This window comes from Metabacillus lacus (assembly GCF_009674805.1).
GTDB classification, from domain to species: Bacteria; Bacillota; Bacilli; order Bacillales; family Bacillaceae; genus Metabacillus_C; species Metabacillus_C lacus.
In genome coordinates, this window is the sequence record NZ_WKKI01000061.1 from 1 (window position 1) to 16,113 (window position 16,113).

Below are 16,113 nucleotides of genomic sequence, written 5' to 3' on the forward strand. Positions count from 1 at the left end.
AAAAAGAAGGCGAATTTCAGGCAATATAAGGGAAGCTTTTCCGGTTATGTTGCTAAAAGTCGTTTATTTCCAGCGCTTTTAGCCGATTAGGCGGAATTCCTACTTCTATTTCAGCCGATTTTAGCTGTTTTTGCCGAATAAGCGGAATCTCTACGCCTATTTTATTCCACCGGCTGATGGTAGTTAGGGGCTATTTTAAAAATGATCTTACTCTAACTATTCTTTCCTGATTTGCAATACAATTTCCAAGAAGCTATAACAAAACCCCCCGCTTTGTTCTACTATCTCAAAGTTGCTATAACAAACCCGCCTACTTTGTTATACGATCGGGCCAAATTCCCAAGATACTATAACAAACCCCCCGCTTTGTTCTACTATCTCAAAGTTGCTATAACAAAACCCGCCTCTTTGTTCTACTATCTCAAAGTTGCTATAACAAAACCCCCCACTTTGTTATACTATCTCAAAGTTGCTATAACAAAACCCCCCACTTTGTTATACTATCTCAAAGTTGCTATAACAAACCCGGCCTCTTTGTTCTACTATCTCAAAGTTGCTATAACAAAACCCCCAACTTTGTTCTACTATCTCAAAGTTGCTATAACAAACCGGCCTACTTTGTTCTACTATCAGGCCAAATTCCCAAGATAGTAGAACAAAACCCCTCACTTTGTTCTACTATCTCGAAGTTGCTATAACAAACCCCGCCTCTTTGTTCTACTATCTCAGAGTTGCTATAACAAACCCCCCCACTTTGTTCTACAATCTCAAAGTTACTATAACAAACCCCCGCCTCATGATACGATTCCAAAGTTACTATAAACAAACCTCCCTATATGTTCTACCCACCATCTCCAAAAACACTGCTCTCCGCCTTCAGAATACCGTAAATCACCTCCAATTCCGCCTTCTTACCGCACAGCCCCTGCCCATCATCAAAACTCAACCTGATCCTCGCCATTACATGCAGGAGCCTGCAGCAGATATTCAAGGCAGTATGCCGGGATCTTCCTGTAGGATATGTCCAGGAATTTCGAGATGAAGACATAGCTGTCGTTTGAGTGGGTCAGGAGCAGATCATACCACCATTCTGTTTCATATCTGGTAATCATGCTTAAGTTATACAGAAGAAGATAGTGGGTCAGGAGCTCCGGCAAGTGGATACAGTTTTCTCTGTCTGATGGCAGATAGTATTGCTTTTCTGTTGAGTTGTACATAAGAAAGTCAGAAAAGAACGGGTTGATATTGCTTTTTGACAGAAGTACGGTGCCAGGCAGATCTGTTGTTTGTTTGTGGTTGATGTTATATTGCAGGAATTCCTGCAGTCTGCCGATGGACATGTGATATTGTGCTGCCATTGGTTCTGTCAGGTACAGTTTGTTTGCTTCGACTGTGACTTTTGTTAAAGGACGTTCTTCCCTGTGAAATAGATAGGAATCGGCAAGTTCAGGGATTCTGGAGAGCAGCTGGTTCATTGTGTATTTTTCCATTCCCTGCTGCTTTTGGCCGAACAGAATAACAGAGACATGATCATACAGTCCGTTTCTTTGAATTTTTACTTCATCTTCAAAAAAGCAGTAGTGTTGTTTTTTTCTTTTTCTTGAGGTAACGCCGTGTGCCAGGACTGATGAGCTTGCAGGGTAGTCAGGATCTACTGTTAATAAGCAGGCTTTAAGCAGCTGGGTGAGACCGTAAAAATACAGGAGAGGCTGTATGGCAAGGGGAGCGTTTTTCCCTTGGATAAAAAAGTTCTCGGCATGCTTGAGATAATAGATAAATGAATAGCCGTTTTGATAGGCTTTTTCCTGTGGTGCTTCTATTCTTTTGTTTTTATATATTTTTTCGAGGCAGCGCTGAACCGTTTCTGTGGAATGAAAGGATTGGTAGCGGTGCCAAATGTCAGTATGTGACAACTTTGTTCACTCCATCTTTGTTCTGAATATTTAAAATAATCTACATTAGATTGACACTCTTCTAAGCAGTTGTTAAGCTACTAATAATATTTTGCCGAATAGGGGGCTTTACTATGTGGGAAAGTAAGTTTGTAAAAGAAGGATTAACGTTTGATGATGTTTTGTTAATACCAGCAAAATCAGAGGTTTTGCCCAGAGATGTGAGCCTCAGTGTCGAGCTTACACCCACTCTGAAGTTGAATATTCCAGTTATTAGTGCCGGAATGGATACTGTTACAGAAGCTGAAATGGCGATTGCGATGGCGAGGCAGGGGGGAATGGGCATTATTCATAAAAATATGTCCATTGAACAGCAGGCTGAGCAGGTTGACAAGGTAAAGAGATCTGAGAGAGGCGTAATTACAGATCCTTTTTATCTGACTCCGGACCATCAGGTTTTTGATGCGGAGCATTTGATGGGTAAATACCGTATTTCAGGTGTTCCTGTTGTGAATAATGAGGACGAGCAAAAGCTGGTTGGCATTATTACAAACCGTGATATGAGGTTTATCCAGGATTATTCTATCCAAATTTCAGATGTGATGACGAAGGAAAATCTTGTTACTGCGCCGGTGGGTACAACCCTGCATGAAGCAGAAAGTATTCTTCAGAAGTATAAGATTGAAAAATTGCCCCTAGTAGATGAAAGTGGAGTGCTGAAAGGCCTCATTACGATTAAAGATATAGAAAAAGTCATTGAGTTTCCGCATTCTGCAAAAGATTCACACGGAAGGCTGCTGGTTGGAGCTGCCGTGGGCGTGACTGGTGATTCTATGATCAGAATTGAAAAGCTGGTCAAAGCAGGTGTGGATGCGATTGTTGTAGACACTGCCCATGGACATTCTAAGGGAGTGCTTGAGACTGTTGCTTCCATTAGAGAGCTTTATCCGAATCTGAATATTATTGCAGGAAATGTGGCAACTGGTGAAGCTACAAGAGAATTGATTGAAGCTGGAGCGAACGTCGTCAAGGTTGGTATTGGGCCTGGATCAATTTGTACGACGCGCGTGGTGGCAGGTGTTGGTGTTCCGCAGATTACCGCTGTATATGATTGTGCAACGGAAGCCAGGAAGCACGGGGTATCCATCATTGCAGATGGCGGTATTAAATATTCCGGAGACATTGTAAAAGCACTTGCTGCAGGAGGACATGCAGTGATGCTTGGAAGCCTTCTTGCAGGAACCTCTGAAAGCCCTGGCCAGACTGAGATTTTTCAGGGAAGAAGATTTAAGGTGTACAGAGGCATGGGTTCTGTCGGTGCCATGGAAAAAGGAAGCAAGGATCGTTATTTCCAGGAAGACAACAAAAAGTTCGTTCCTGAGGGAATTGAGGGCCGCATTGCCTATAAAGGGCCGCTGGCTGAATCAATTTATCAGCTGACAGGAGGCATCCGTTCAGGAATGGGATATTGCGGGACAAAGAATCTGACGGAGCTGCGCGAACATGCACAGTTTATCCGCATGACCGGAGCAGGGCTTCAGGAAAGTCATCCGCATGATGTTCAAATAACAAAAGAGGCACCAAATTATTCAAGGCAGTAGGAAGAAGGACCTGAATATGAATTACTTATGGCAGAGTCATAGACTCTGTCTATTTTTTTAATAGTATCTATGATAGAATGATTTTTGTATGTGTGAAAAGACAATTAAATAAGATAAATATAGAGAAAATGTATGGAGGTAGAAGATTTGATCAGCAAGAAATTTAATCGTTTAACGTCCCTTATTTTCGCTGCAGTATTGCTAGCAGGAACTCTGCTGCCTTTTCAGCAAGCATCAGCGCAGAACGACCCTTTGGCCATTAATGCAAGTGCAGCAATCCTAGTAGAAGCGTCCACAGGTAAAATTCTTTATGGAAAAAATATAGATGAGCAGCTCCCAATTGCAAGTATGGCAAAGGTTATGACTGAGTATCTCGTCCTTGAAGCTGTAAATGAGGGACGCCTGAACTGGGATCAGACCTACACGCCCAGCAATTACGTTTATCGTATTTCCCAAAATAGAGGACTTTCAAACGTCCCTCTTCGCGAGGATGGTACATATCAAGCCAGGGAATTGTTTGATGCTATGGCCATTTACTCAGCAAATGGCGCCGCAATCGGACTTGCTGAGATGGTGTCAGGATCAGAGACGAATTTTGTTAAGGAAATGAATGAAAAAGCAAAAGAATTAGGCTTGACTCAGTATAAATTTGTGAATGCAACAGGCCTTGATAATAAAGATTTGCTTGGCGTACATCCGGAAGGAACAGATCCGGATGGTGAAAATACTGTCTCAGCAAGGGACATGGCCATTCTTTCATCCGCAATCGTCACAGATTTTCCAGAAATTCTGGAAACAGCAAGCACATCGAGAAAAGTATTCAGAGAAGGCACAGACGATGCGATCAAGATGGATAACTGGAACTGGATGCTTCCCGGCCTTCTTTTTGAAACAGAGGGTGTTGACGGACTAAAAACAGGCTCCACAAAGTCTGCAGGCTCCAGCTTTACGTCTACTGCAGAGCGAAATGGTATGCGTGTTGTAACAGTTGTAATGAATGCGAAAGACGACAAAGGCAGCCTTCATACTCCACGCTTCAATGAAACAAAAAAATTGCTTGATTATGCATATAATAATTTCACAGTTGAAGAGCTTTTCCCTCAGAATTACCAGGATGAAGCACAAACTTCTGTAACAGTGGACAAAGGTAAGCAGAAGACTGTTGAGCTTGAAACAAAAACTGCCTATACAATGGCTGTAAAGCGTGGAGAGAAAGAGAATTATCAGCCAAAGTTTCAGATTAATGAAGACAAGTTAAATGATAATGGAGATATTGCTGCACCAGTTGAAAAAGGTGAAGCACTCGGTTATATGACTGTTGAATATACAGGCGGGGATACAGATTATGGATTTCTTTCTAATTCCTCTGATACCCAGCTTGTTGCGAAGGAAAGTGTGGAAAAAGCCAACTGGTTTGTCCTTTCCATGAGAGGCGTCACAGGATTTTTTGGCGGACTTTGGAATAACACAGTAGGTGCAATTAAAGGATTATTTTAATGTTGAGCTCCCTGAAAAGGGAGTTTTTTCTTAAAACGACTTCTTTTTGCTGTGATGATTGAAAATTGTGCAGTTGTTCACGTGCATGTACTGCACAGGGGGAAAAATCAAATTATTTTAATAGGATTTTTACATCAGTTAGGATAAAATAAGCCTATATGATGATTCATATGTTAGATAGACCATGATTAGGGGGACAAACAGAATGGCAAGTACAGGTACTGATCGAGTGAAACGCGGCATGGCAGAAATGCAAAAAGGCGGCGTGATCATGGATGTAGTAAATGCAGAACAAGCAAAAATTGCTGAAGAAGCAGGTGCGGTTGCAGTAATGGCTCTTGAGCGTGTTCCTGCAGATATCAGGGCTGCAGGCGGAGTTGCCCGCATGGCGGATCCAACAATCGTAGAAGACGTAATGAATGCAGTGTCTATTCCTGTTATGGCAAAGGCGCGTATCGGGCATATTGTTGAAGCTCGCGTGCTGGAAGCAATGGGTGTTGACTATATAGATGAAAGTGAAGTGCTGACTCCAGCTGATGAGGAGTATCACTTATATAAACGTGATTTTACAGTTCCATTTGTATGCGGATGCCGTGACCTTGGTGAAGCAACACGCCGTATTGCAGAAGGAGCTTCTATGCTTCGTACAAAAGGCGAGCCTGGAACAGGCAATATTGTAGAAGCTGTCAGACATATGAGAAAAGTAAATGCTCAGATCCGCAAGGTTTCCAACATGAGTGAAGATGAGTTAATGACAGAGGCAAAGAACATTGGTGCGCCGTTTGAGCTTCTTCTTCAAATTAAGCAAGAAGGCCGTCTGCCTGTTGTGAATTTTGCAGCCGGCGGGGTAGCTACGCCTGCTGATGCTGCTTTAATGATGCAGCTTGGCGCTGATGGTGTTTTTGTAGGATCCGGAATTTTCAAATCAGACAATCCAGCTAAATTTGCCCGTTCTATTGTTGAAGCAACCACTCATTATCAGGACTATGAGCTGATTGCAAAGCTTTCCAAAAATTTGGGTAACGCAATGAAGGGAATTGAGATTTCCTCTCTTCTTCCAAACGAACGCATGCAGGAACGCGGCTGGTAAGTAAAAAGGAGTATTGTGATGCTGAAAATAGGTGTACTTGGCCTTCAAGGTGCAGTCAGAGAGCATGTCCGTTCTATTGAAGCTTCGGGCGCAGAGGCAGTTTTGGTCAAAAACCCGGAACAGCTTGCAGACCTTGATGGACTTATTATTCCCGGCGGCGAGAGCACAACAATGCGCCGCTTGATTGACAAATATGGTTTTATGGAACCGCTCAGGCAATTTGCCGGGCAGGAAAAACCGATGTTTGGCACTTGTGCTGGGTTAATTCTTCTTGCGAGCAACATTAAGGGCCAGGATCAGCCTCATTTGGGTGTGATGGATATTACCGTTGAGAGAAATTCTTTTGGACGCCAAAAGGAAAGCTTTGAAGCGGAACTGAACATTACGGATGTGGCTGAGGACTTTGTCGGCGTCTTTATCCGAGCTCCGCATATTGTGGAGGCAGGCGAAGATGTTGAAATTCTCTCCAAGCATAACGGAAGAATTGTTGCGGCAAGGCAGGGTCAGTTCCTCGGCTGTTCTTTTCATCCGGAATTGACTGATGATCACCGCATGACACAGCTGTTTTTGAAAATGGCTGAAGAGGCGAAGAAAAACTAGCTGCATAAAAGCCTTGTATTTGATTCAAACTTATAGTAAATTATGTATAAATTAAATGAGCGATCAACGTTATGACAGGAAGCAGTAACAGGCAGAGCTATCTTTAGAGAGCTGGTGGACGGTGCAAATCAGTGGTAGGCTCCTGTGAATCCATCCTTGAATGAAATGCTGAACAGGTGATTTAGTAAGCATTTCCGGTTTAAGCCGTTATTCTTGAAGCTGGAGGATGTATGTAATCCTCAAGTAGGGTGGCAACGCGGGTAACTCTCGTCCCTTCATTGGGGACGGGAGTTTTTTTATTTGCTGCACTCCTGAAATGCTTGATTGCTCATATCTATGAAGGAGTTGTAAATAATGCTTGATATAAAAGCGTTGAGAGCCAATTTTGATGAAGTAAAAGCAAAGCTGAAACACCGTGGAGAAGATTTATCAGATTTTGATCAGTTTGAAGAGCTTGATAAAAGAAGAAGAGAACTCATTGTTGCTACCGAAGAATTAAAAAGCAGAAGAAATGAAGTCTCTGCGCAGGTGGCGGCCCTGAAGAGGGAAAAACAAGACGCAGACCACCTCATCAGCGAAATGAGAGAAGTGGGAGATAAAATTAAAGGTTATGATGAGGAATTGAGAGAAGTGGAAGAAAAGGTCGAGAACATTCTCCTGGCCATTCCGAATATTCCGCATGAATCAGTTCCGGTCGGTGAATCTGAAGATGATAATGAAGAAATCCGGCAGTGGGGCAGCCTTCCCCAATTCAGCTTTGAGGCAAAGCCTCACTGGGACATTGCAGACGGGCTGAGCATTCTTGATTTTGAGCGTGCAGGGAAAGTGACAGGTAGCCGCTTTGTTTTTTATAAAGGGTTAGGTGCAAGGCTTGAAAGAGCGCTGATGAGCTTTATGCTTGATCTCCACGTGGATGAGCACGGCTATACAGAAATGATGCCGCCTTTCATTGTGAACCGTGACAGCATGACAGGTACAGGACAGCTTCCTAAATTTGAGGAGGATGCATTCAAGATTGCCGGTGAGGAATACTTTTTGGTTCCGACTGCCGAAGTGCCGGTCACAAACTTTCACAGAGACGAAATTCTTCCGGGTGACAGCCTGCCAATCAACTATGCTGCCTACAGTGCATGCTTCCGTTCTGAAGCAGGTTCTGCTGGAAGAGATACAAGAGGTTTGATCAGGCAGCATCAATTTAACAAAGTAGAGCTTGTGAAATTTGTAAAGCCAGAGGAATCTTATAATGAGCTTGAAAAGCTGACAGGACATGCTGAAAAAGTTCTTCAGCTTCTCGGGCTTCCATACAGGGTGTTGAGCATGTGTACTGCAGATCTTGGCTTTACCGCAGCCAAAAAGTATGACATCGAAGTTTGGATTCCAAGCTACGGGACATATCGTGAAATTTCTTCTTGCAGCAACTTCGAAGCGTTTCAGGCACGCAGAGCAAATATCCGGTTTAGAAGAGAACAAAAGGGCAAGCCGGAACATGTTCATACAATTAACGGTTCAGGTCTTGCAATCGGGCGTACTGTTGCGGCGATTCTGGAAAATTATCAGCAGGAAGACGGCAGTGTCATCATCCCTGAAGTTCTTCAACCGTACATGGGAAATAAAACAGTTATTTCAAAATAAGAAAAAAGTATAAAATAATATTGACAGGCATAAAGTATCTATGATATATTTATGCTTGTCGATACGGAGGAATACCCAAGTCTGGCTGAAGGGATCGGTCTTGAAAACCGACAGGGGTGTCAAAGCCCGCGGGGGTTCGAATCCCTCTTCCTCCTCCATATTTTAATTAAACTTAAACTTTTAATTAACTAATTGCGCATAAATTGGAGATTACATTTTGGGACCTGCACCTTTGCAGGTCTTTTTTTTATGTAATGCTTCTGTTACACAACCCTGCATTCAATGTATCTTAGGCACAACATAGAACAGGCTGAGAAGAAACATAAAAAATCCGTGACAGTCTTCTAAATAAAAAAACCGCCGGAGCACCGGCGGGAGTAAGTTATTTTTTTAATAATCTGGATTGCTCAAGAAAGTAGCCTACTCTTTCTACAATAGGTTCAATAGAATTTTCGTTGGCAACAATATCGTAATCATTGATGTTGATGCGCATAACAGGGCAGGAGTTAAAGTTGTTCACCCAGTTTTCATATCTTGCATGCATTTCCTCCCAATAAGAAACGGGTGTTTGCTGTTCCATCGGACGGCCCCTCTCAGTAATGCGGGCAAGGATGTCATCAAGGCTTCCTTCCAGATAAATTAATAGATCCGGGTGAGGAAAATAAGGAGTCATGACCATTGCTTCGAAAAGATTAGTGTAGGTTTCAAAGTCAACCGGAGTCATTGTTCCTTTTTCATAATGCATTTTTGCAAAAATCCCTGTATCTTCATAAATGGAACGGTCTTGAATAAAGCCGCCTCCATATTCAAATATTCTTTTCTGCTCCTTGAACCTTTCTGCAAGAAAATAAATCTGAAGATGAAAGCTCCATCTTTCAAAATCTGCATAAAATTTGTCCAAATAAGGATTTGTATCTACTTTTTCAAAGGAAGTCTTAAAATCAAGTGCCTGCGCAAGGGCGTTTGTCATTGTTGATTTGCCGACTCCTACAGTTCCCGCAATCGTAATGACTGCATGATGGGGAATTCCGTATTTATCTCGTAAATTCATTGGTAATGGCTCCTTTTTGAAGTGTAGCATCCAGCTTATGAAAGATATCCAGCAGATCCTGAGGATTTTGGACAAAGTCCAGGGTATCCCCGTCAAATCGCAGCACTGGAGTTTCCGGATGCTCTTCCTCCCAGCGGGCCATCGCTGTTTCATAATCCTCTGAAAGCTGCTTTAAGTATAGGGGATCTATGTTCTTTTCAATCGCTCTTCCTCTTTTTTCAATCCGTTCCAGAAGAGTATCCAGGCTTGCATGCAAATAGATAATCAGGTTCGGCTTTGGCATATCCATGGTCAAAATTTTGTAGATTTGTGTGTACTTATCATACTGTCCATCTTTTAATGTTCTCATGGCAAAAATCATATTTTTATATATATGGTAATCAGCAACTACCGGCAATTTTTTATCCAGGTAGTGTGTTTGAATATCCTCAAGCTGTTTATATCGATTGCAAAGGAAAAACATTTCGGTTTGAAAGCTCCACTCATCGATATTTTCATAAAATTTACCCAAAAACGGGTTTTCATCTACTATCTCTTTGAGCAAATGATATTGATAATACTGGCTGATCTCCTTTGCCAAAGAAGTTTTTCCAACTCCTATGGGTCCTTCAACAGTAATGAAGGGTGTTCCTATCATCCCGGTTCCTCCTTTAACACATAAAAAAAGCCGTTACTTTTAAACAGACGTATTTTATTGTATCACAGTGTACCCTAATCCGCTCTCACTAATTGAAAATATTGCTATTCTCAATAATTACCACAGCAGCCGGAGTTTTGCCTCCGCTCCAACAGCCGCAAAAAAAGACGATTCCTCAAGATATCGTCTTTTTTTCTACATTAAAATTATCTGCAATCAGCAGCCAATTCTGCGGAAATGAGAGGCCGAGCTTCCAGTAGCTGATTCCCCTTAAATCCAGCTCTTTTATTAAATCAAATTTAGCTTGAATGGAACGGGCATCTTCAAACCAGACCTCATGCTGCCTTCCTTCTTCATCTGTATAAGTGAAAGTAGGCGCCTGTGCCCTTTCATTGTAAGAGATAGGAACATTGTAGCGTGCGGCCAGCTGAATGGCCTGCTGAGGGCTGATCGCTCTCGCATATTCTCCACCCTGTACAAAAGGAAGTGTCCAGTCATAGCCGTACAAATTCTGCCCCATCATAATTTTTTCGGCAGGCATTTCTGTTAAGGCATACTCCAGCACCTGCCGAACAGGTCCAATAGGAGAGACAGCCTGGGCAGGACCGCCGCTGTAGCCCCATTCGTACGTCATGATAATCACAAAATCAACAATCTCTCCATGTGCTTTGTAATCGTGTGCTTCATACCATTTCCCTTTTTGTCCTGCTTCCGTTTTGGGAGCAAGTGCAGTTGAAATCAGCCATCCTTCTCCTTTAAAACGGTCACGCGCTTTCCTGAGGAAGGTGTTGTACGCTTCTCTGTCTTCAGGCCTCAAATATTCCAAATCAAAGTGTATATCCCTGAATCCGTATTTTCTTGCTGCAGCGACTATATTATCAAGCAAGGTGTTTTGAACAGTCTGATCATTCAGTATGATTCTGCCCAGCTCATCACTAAATTGATCATTTTCAAGGTTCGTCAATATCATCATTAGAGTAACATTGTTTTCCTGTGCTATAGCGGGAAAATTGTTGAGAAGCGGTTCTCTTAATGAACCATCTCTTTGAATTTGAAAGCTGAACGGTCCTAAATAGGTTAAGTAAGGGGCGGCATCTCTTGCAGCCTGTTCCAGCGCAGGAGCAACCTGTTCGCCTCTTGGTTCAACATAGGCATTGATCTCGGCTGCACGCTTTGGTCCTTCAGGAATATAGAGCCTGAGGCCGATTGAGAGAGGACGGTTTATATCAAGCTGGTTGATTCTGCCCAGTTCTTCTACCGTGGTTCCAAACCTCCTGGAAATGGACCAGAGGCTGTCTCCGGGCTGTACAAAATAAAAACGGCCTCTAATTGGTATAACAAGCGATTGTCCAACCACCAGCTGATCTGGATTAGGGAGCTCATTGGTACGGGTGATCTCAGCTGCTGTTGTGCCGTAAGCTTCCGCTATGTCGGTAAGGGTTTGTCCCGCTGACACTGTATGTATTTGCACGGTCATTCCTCCTGAAAAAATGTCTTGGTAAAGTGTATGAAGGGCAGGAGCGGATATGTTCCTATTTTTTTAATAATGGAGGAGTGTGCTACACTAGCTATATAAATCAATCAGGGTGATAATATGTTAAGAAATGACGACTATTTTATGGAGCTGGCGATCGAAGAGGCGAGGCTCGCAGAAGAGGCAGGGGAAGTGCCTATCGGTGCTGTAATTGTAAAAGAGGGCATAGTCCTGGCCAGGGCCCATAACCTGCGTGAGATGGAACAGCGCTCTATCGCGCACGCAGAAATACTGGCTATTGATGAAGCATGCAGGCAGCTCGGTTCCTGGAGGCTTGAAGACACAACGCTGTATGTGACGCTGGAGCCGTGTCCAATGTGTGCCGGGGCAATGGTTCTCTCGAGGGTAAAGCGGGTTGTGTACGGTGCTTCCGATCCTAAGGGAGGATGTGCAGGCACATTGATGAATCTGCTTGACGACAGCCGGTTTAATCACCAGGTAGAAGTGGTCAAGGGAATAAAAGGTGAAGAATGCGGAGAGCTTCTCACAAGTTTTTTCCGAAGAATAAGAGAAAAGAAAAAGAAGAAGTAATCTTACAGTTATTGACAGATGCAGAACGTTGCTTTTTATTATCAGAACATGTATACTTAGTTTGTGTCAGATGACACACTTCATATGGTATCAATTTTGTCGTGCTAAGCGGGGAGGTAGCGGTGTCCTGTACTCGCAATCCGCTCTAGCGAGGCTGAATTCCCTCTCGAGGTTAGCAGACTGTAGGGTCTGCCTCAAGTAAGTGGTGTTGACGTCTGGGTCCTGCGCAATGGGAATCCATGAACCATGTCAGGTCCGGAAGGAAGCAGCATTAAGTGGAACCTTCCATGTGCCGCAGGGTCGCCTGGGCTGAGCTAACTGCTTGAGTAACGCTTATGGCTGCTAATCGACAGAGGGTGCACGGCAGTTACTACATATATAAACTCACTCTTTTAGAGTGGGTTTTTTGTATTCCTGAGAACAAATCTGTCTGTCCCTATGTCCAGACAGTTCACAAAGTTCTTTTGTAAATAAATAAGTGCTTCATGTATAATGAGAATGAAAAAAGCGAAGGGAGGGCATTTCGTGAGTTATCAAGCACTATACCGTGTATGGAGGCCGCAGCAGTTCAGAGATGTCGTTGGCCAGGAACATATTACACAAACATTGCAGAATGCCCTGCTTCATGGGAAATTCTCGCATGCCTACCTTTTCTCTGGACCAAGGGGCACAGGGAAAACCAGTGCTGCCAAGATTTTTTCAAAAGCAGTCAACTGCGAGCGCGCGCCTGTATCGGAACCGTGCAACGAATGCTCTGCCTGCAGAGGAATTACAGACGGTACTATTTCGGATGTGATTGAAATAGATGCGGCATCCAACAACGGTGTGGATGAAATTCGTGACATCAGGGACAAAGTCAAGTATGCTCCCTCTTCTGTTAAATATAAAGTATATATTGTGGATGAGGTTCACATGCTTTCGATTGGTGCTTTCAACGCACTTTTAAAAACGCTGGAAGAACCGCCCCAGCATGTTATTTTTATACTGGCGACAACAGAGCCCCATAAAATTCCTTTGACAATTATATCCCGCTGTCAGCGGTTTGACTTCAAACGGATTACAGCTGCTGCAATAGTAGGAAGAATGCAGGACATCATTCAGCATCAAAGCATCACGGTGGATGAACAGGCACTGAATATCATTGCGAGTGCGGCTGATGGAGGTATGAGGGATGCTCTCAGCCTGCTGGATCAGGCCGTGTCTTATAGTGAAGAAACAGTAACCCTTGAGGATGCCCTGTTAGTAACCGGATCAGTTTCACACTCTCTCATTGCAGGTATGGCTGACTCTATTCATAGAAAAGATGCATCAGGTGCCTTATCAGCGCTGGACGAATTAATGAGACAGGGAAAAGATGCTGCGAGGTTTATTGAAGATCTTATTTATTATTACCGTGACATGCTCCTGTATCAGGCCGCACCCCGGCTTGAAGAAATCATGGAAAGAGCAGCTGTTGACGAACAGTTCAAAAAGCTGGCTGAAATGGTAAAGCCTCAGGAAATTTACGAAATTATAGATATCCTCAACAAAAGCCAGCAGGAAATGAAATGGACGAATCACCCGAGAATTTTTCTGGAAGTGGCAATGGTAAGACTGTGCCAGCCCTCAGCTGCTCCTTCCGGCAGTGACCAGACTTATACAGAGCTGCTGGATAAAATAACAAGCCTCCAGAACGAAGTGCAGCAGTTAAAGCAAAAGGGTATTACAGTACAGGCCCAGGAGCAGCAGCCCAAAGAAACAAAGGTTGCTGCAAAAAGCAGCCGAAATGGATATAAAACACCTGTCGGCAGAATTAAAGAAATCCTTAAAACAGCATCCAGACCAGAACTGGATTCGCTTAAAAGCAAATGGGCCGAACTGCTGGAGTATTTAAAAAGCCAGAATAAAGTATCTCATGCAGCCCTTTTAAATGACAGTGAACCTGTTGCTGCTTCTCAGAATTCCTTTATATTGAAGTTTAAATATGAGATTCATTGCAAGATGGTTTCGGAAAACACAAATGGTGTTCAATCCAATATTCAATCCATTTTGGAGAATTTACTTGGAAGATCTATTGAAATGATTGGCGTCCCCGAACAGGAATGGGGTAAAATAAGAGAAGAATTTATCCATGAGCAGCGTCAGGATGAAAATGATCAGTCCGATGACGAAGAAGACCCGCTTATTGCAGAAGCGAAAAAGATAGCGGGCGAAGAGCTCATTGAAATAAAAGACTAATTAGATGGAGGAGATAGATATGATGCGTGGCGGCGGAATGGGCAATATGCAAAAAATGATGAAACAAATGCAGAAAATGCAAAAGGATATGGCGAAAGCTCAGGAAGAACTAGCTGAAAAACAAATTGAAGGTACAGCAGGCGGCGGGATGGTTGTAGTCATCGCTAACGGCAACAAAGAAATACTTGAAGTTCAAATTAAAGAAGAAGTAGTAGACCCGGAAGATATTGAAATGCTTCAGGACCTGGTTCTTGCAGCAACAAATGACGCCCTGAAAAAAGTAGATGACATAACCAACCAGACAATGGGCCAATTTACAAAAGGAATGAACATGCCGGGTCTCTTCTAGGGAGATGAGAATTGTATGCACTACCCTGAACCAATATCAAAGCTGATTGACAGTTTTATGAAATTGCCGGGCATAGGTCCTAAAACAGCCGTTCGCCTGGCGTTTTTTGTACTGGGGATGAAGGAAGATACTGTTCTGGATTTTGCCAAGGCTCTCGTTAATGCTAAGCGGAACCTAACCTACTGCTCCATATGCGGGCATATTACAGATTCTGATCCTTGCTATATTTGTGAAGATCAAAGAAGAGACAAAACTGTCATATGCGTTCTGCAGGATCCAAAAGATGTCATCGCCATGGAAAAAATGCGGGAATATATTGGTCTCTACCATGTTCTTCATGGAGCAATATCTCCTATGGACGGCATCGGACCAGAAGACATCAAGATACCGGATCTGCTAAAAAGGCTGCAGGATGACACTGTTCAAGAAGTCATTCTGGCAACTAACCCCAATATAGAAGGGGAAGCGACTGCCATGTATATATCAAGACTGCTCAAGCCTACGGGAATTAAAATCACCAGAATTGCCCATGGCCTCCCGGTCGGCGGCGATTTGGAATACGCAGATGAGGTTACCCTTTCCAAAGCGTTGGAAGGAAGAAGAGAAGTATAGGGAGAGATTTTGTTGCTGTTTCGGAGAAAAAACTGGCTGCGGAAAGAGTTTGACGAGCAGCTGATAGACCTGCTGATTGAGAAGAAAGAAGAGTGGGCCCGTCAGAGAAAACTGATTGAACAAAGTATGGAGCCTTCCCCTGAAGTCATGATAAATCTTCAAACAGCAGAATCTAAATACCTGTTTTTGCTGAGGGAAGCCAAACGAAGAAATGTAACCATAAAACTATAATGAGGGACAGGTTCTAATTTTCTGCCTCCTACATAACTTGTACAAAGATCAAGTTAAAGGAAGTGGCATGTTTGGAACCTGTTTTTGTTTTTTCTATTATAGGGGGACTCATTCTGATTCTGCTTTTTGCAGGAGCGTCTATCAATCCCTTGAAGCTTCTTGGCCGTTTGTTCGTGAAAGTCATGATAGGAGCAATTCTGCTGTTTTTCTTAAATGCCTTTGGATCAAGCTTTGATATTCATGTCCCAATCAATCCTGCAACCGCAGCTGTCTCTGGTCTTTTGGGACTTCCGGGCATAGCAGCGCTGATGATTATGAAAGTGTTTATTCTCTCTTAAAGGTAAATGAAAAACATTTACCTTTTTTTATTGACACCAGTTATTAAAAATGTTAAATTATTATTCGTCGCTAATAAATAACACGAAAAACGGACAATATAATCTGTTGAAAATAGTTGTTGACTTATTGGTGTAGAGATGGTAGTATTATTAAGTCGCTGTTGCGGCTAAACAGTTCTTTGAAAACTAAACAAAGCAGAACGTCAACGTTAAATGTTTTAAATTTTTTACTATGAGCAAGTCAAACAATCTTATTGGAGAGTTTGATCCTGGCTCAGGACGAACGCTGGCGGCGTGCCTA

General features: G+C 43.0%; 15 protein-coding genes, 1 tRNA gene, 1 other RNA gene and 1 other annotated feature. Of the genes, 13 read left to right on the forward strand and 4 right to left on the reverse strand.

Annotated features, from left to right (window positions below; all coding sequences use genetic code 11):
• Positions 1-935: 935 nt before the first annotated feature.
• A complete protein-coding gene (locus GJU40_RS18605; protein ID WP_154309556.1) occupies positions 936-1,913 on the reverse strand; it encodes a YaaC family protein in 978 nt (325 codons plus the stop codon).
• A gap of 113 nt (positions 1,914-2,026) precedes the next feature.
• On the opposite strand from GJU40_RS18605, the gene guaB reads away from it, so the two are divergent.
• The 6 genes from guaB to GJU40_RS18635 all read left to right on the forward strand — a co-directional run bounded on the left by guaB (position 2,027) and on the right by GJU40_RS18635 (position 8,470).
• Positions 2,027-3,493, forward strand: coding sequence for an IMP dehydrogenase (guaB, locus tag GJU40_RS18610; RefSeq protein WP_154309557.1), 1,467 nt, complete (start codon positions 2,027-2,029; stop codon positions 3,491-3,493).
• Between the two features lie 132 nt (positions 3,494-3,625).
• Positions 3,626-4,990, forward strand: coding sequence for a D-alanyl-D-alanine carboxypeptidase family protein (locus tag GJU40_RS18615; protein WP_154309558.1), 1,365 nt, complete (start codon positions 3,626-3,628; stop codon positions 4,988-4,990).
• 205 nt (positions 4,991-5,195) lie between these two features.
• Positions 5,196-6,080 (forward strand): pyridoxal 5'-phosphate synthase lyase subunit PdxS, encoded by an 885-nt coding sequence (gene pdxS / locus GJU40_RS18620; protein WP_154309559.1) that lies wholly within the window; start codon positions 5,196-5,198, stop codon positions 6,078-6,080.
• A gap of 18 nt (positions 6,081-6,098) precedes the next feature.
• Complete coding sequence (gene pdxT, locus GJU40_RS18625) at positions 6,099-6,680, forward strand: pyridoxal 5'-phosphate synthase glutaminase subunit PdxT (protein WP_154309560.1); 582 nt, start codon at positions 6,099-6,101, stop codon at positions 6,678-6,680.
• Between the two features lie 62 nt (positions 6,681-6,742).
• Positions 6,743-6,958 (forward strand) — a binding site (T-box leader).
• A 76-nt stretch (positions 6,959-7,034) separates the two neighbouring features.
• Positions 7,035-8,312 carry a serine--tRNA ligase gene (serS, locus tag GJU40_RS18630; RefSeq protein WP_154309561.1) on the forward strand — a complete coding sequence of 426 codons (1,278 nt, stop codon included), beginning with the start codon at positions 7,035-7,037 and terminating at the stop codon, positions 8,310-8,312.
• Positions 8,313-8,377: 65 nt separating this feature from the next.
• Positions 8,378-8,470 (forward strand) — tRNA-Ser (locus GJU40_RS18635).
• Between the two features lie 224 nt (positions 8,471-8,694).
• Here GJU40_RS18635 and GJU40_RS18640 read toward each other — a convergent pair.
• The 3 genes from GJU40_RS18640 to GJU40_RS18650 form a co-directional block, all read right to left on the reverse strand.
• A complete protein-coding gene (locus GJU40_RS18640) occupies positions 8,695-9,363 on the reverse strand; it encodes a deoxynucleoside kinase (protein WP_154309562.1) in 669 nt (222 codons plus the stop codon).
• Complete coding sequence (locus tag GJU40_RS18645; protein WP_154309563.1) at positions 9,347-10,000, reverse strand: deoxynucleoside kinase; 654 nt, start codon at positions 9,998-10,000, stop codon at positions 9,347-9,349. The genes GJU40_RS18640 and GJU40_RS18645 overlap by 17 nt, the downstream gene beginning before the upstream one ends.
• Before the next feature lie 175 nt (positions 10,001-10,175).
• Entirely contained in the window at positions 10,176-11,471 is a 1,296-nt protein-coding gene (locus GJU40_RS18650; RefSeq protein ID WP_343031623.1) for a glycoside hydrolase family 18 protein, read from the reverse strand.
• 123 nt (positions 11,472-11,594) lie between these two features.
• On the opposite strand from GJU40_RS18650, the gene tadA reads away from it, so the two are divergent.
• The 7 genes from tadA to GJU40_RS18685 all read left to right on the forward strand — a co-directional run bounded on the left by tadA (position 11,595) and on the right by GJU40_RS18685 (position 15,812).
• Entirely contained in the window at positions 11,595-12,065 is a 471-nt protein-coding gene (tadA, locus tag GJU40_RS18655; RefSeq protein WP_154309565.1) for a tRNA adenosine(34) deaminase TadA, read from the forward strand.
• Between the two features lie 99 nt (positions 12,066-12,164).
• Positions 12,165-12,429, forward strand: an RNA gene (gene ffs / locus GJU40_RS18660) — signal recognition particle sRNA large type.
• 161 nt (positions 12,430-12,590) lie between these two features.
• Positions 12,591-14,282 carry a DNA polymerase III subunit gamma/tau gene (gene dnaX, locus GJU40_RS18665; protein WP_343031624.1) on the forward strand — a complete coding sequence of 564 codons (1,692 nt, stop codon included), beginning with the start codon at positions 12,591-12,593 and terminating at the stop codon, positions 14,280-14,282.
• A gap of 22 nt (positions 14,283-14,304) precedes the next feature.
• The gene (locus GJU40_RS18670; protein ID WP_154309570.1) at positions 14,305-14,631 is read left to right on the forward strand and encodes a YbaB/EbfC family nucleoid-associated protein; all 327 of its coding nucleotides are present in this window, start codon (positions 14,305-14,307) and stop codon (positions 14,629-14,631) included.
• Positions 14,632-14,646: 15 nt separating this feature from the next.
• Positions 14,647-15,243, forward strand: a complete 597-nt coding sequence (gene recR, locus GJU40_RS18675; RefSeq protein WP_154309567.1) for a recombination mediator RecR — start codon at positions 14,647-14,649, stop codon at positions 15,241-15,243.
• A 12-nt stretch (positions 15,244-15,255) separates the two neighbouring features.
• Complete coding sequence (locus GJU40_RS18680; RefSeq protein ID WP_154309568.1) at positions 15,256-15,474, forward strand: YaaL family protein; 219 nt, start codon at positions 15,256-15,258, stop codon at positions 15,472-15,474.
• Between the two features lie 62 nt (positions 15,475-15,536).
• Positions 15,537-15,812: a pro-sigmaK processing inhibitor BofA family protein gene (locus tag GJU40_RS18685; protein ID WP_343031625.1), complete on the forward strand. Its 276-nt coding sequence runs from the start codon at positions 15,537-15,539 to the stop codon at positions 15,810-15,812.
• The last annotated feature ends 301 nt before the right edge of the window (positions 15,813-16,113 follow it).

What these genes read in the sequence shown, in the direction of transcription:
- GJU40_RS18645 (WP_154309563.1), bottom strand. Translation starts at nt 10,000, where the DNA reads ATGATAGGAACACCCTTCATTACTGTTGAAGGACCCATAGGAGTTGGA.
- pdxT (WP_154309560.1), top strand. Translation starts at nt 6,099, where the DNA reads ATGCTGAAAATAGGTGTACTTGGCCTTCAAGGTGCAGTCAGAGAGCAT.
- GJU40_RS18670 (WP_154309570.1), top strand. Translation starts at nt 14,305, where the DNA reads ATGCGTGGCGGCGGAATGGGCAATATGCAAAAAATGATGAAACAAATG.
- tadA (WP_154309565.1), top strand. Translation starts at nt 11,595, where the DNA reads ATGTTAAGAAATGACGACTATTTTATGGAGCTGGCGATCGAAGAGGCG.
- recR (WP_154309567.1), top strand. Translation starts at nt 14,647, where the DNA reads ATGCACTACCCTGAACCAATATCAAAGCTGATTGACAGTTTTATGAAA.
- pdxS (WP_154309559.1), top strand. Translation starts at nt 5,196, where the DNA reads ATGGCAAGTACAGGTACTGATCGAGTGAAACGCGGCATGGCAGAAATG.
- guaB (WP_154309557.1), top strand. Translation starts at nt 2,027, where the DNA reads ATGTGGGAAAGTAAGTTTGTAAAAGAAGGATTAACGTTTGATGATGTT.
- GJU40_RS18640 (WP_154309562.1), bottom strand. Translation starts at nt 9,363, where the DNA reads ATGAATTTACGAGATAAATACGGAATTCCCCATCATGCAGTCATTACG.
- serS (WP_154309561.1), top strand. Translation starts at nt 7,035, where the DNA reads ATGCTTGATATAAAAGCGTTGAGAGCCAATTTTGATGAAGTAAAAGCA.
- GJU40_RS18615 (WP_154309558.1), top strand. Translation starts at nt 3,626, where the DNA reads ATGGAGGTAGAAGATTTGATCAGCAAGAAATTTAATCGTTTAACGTCC.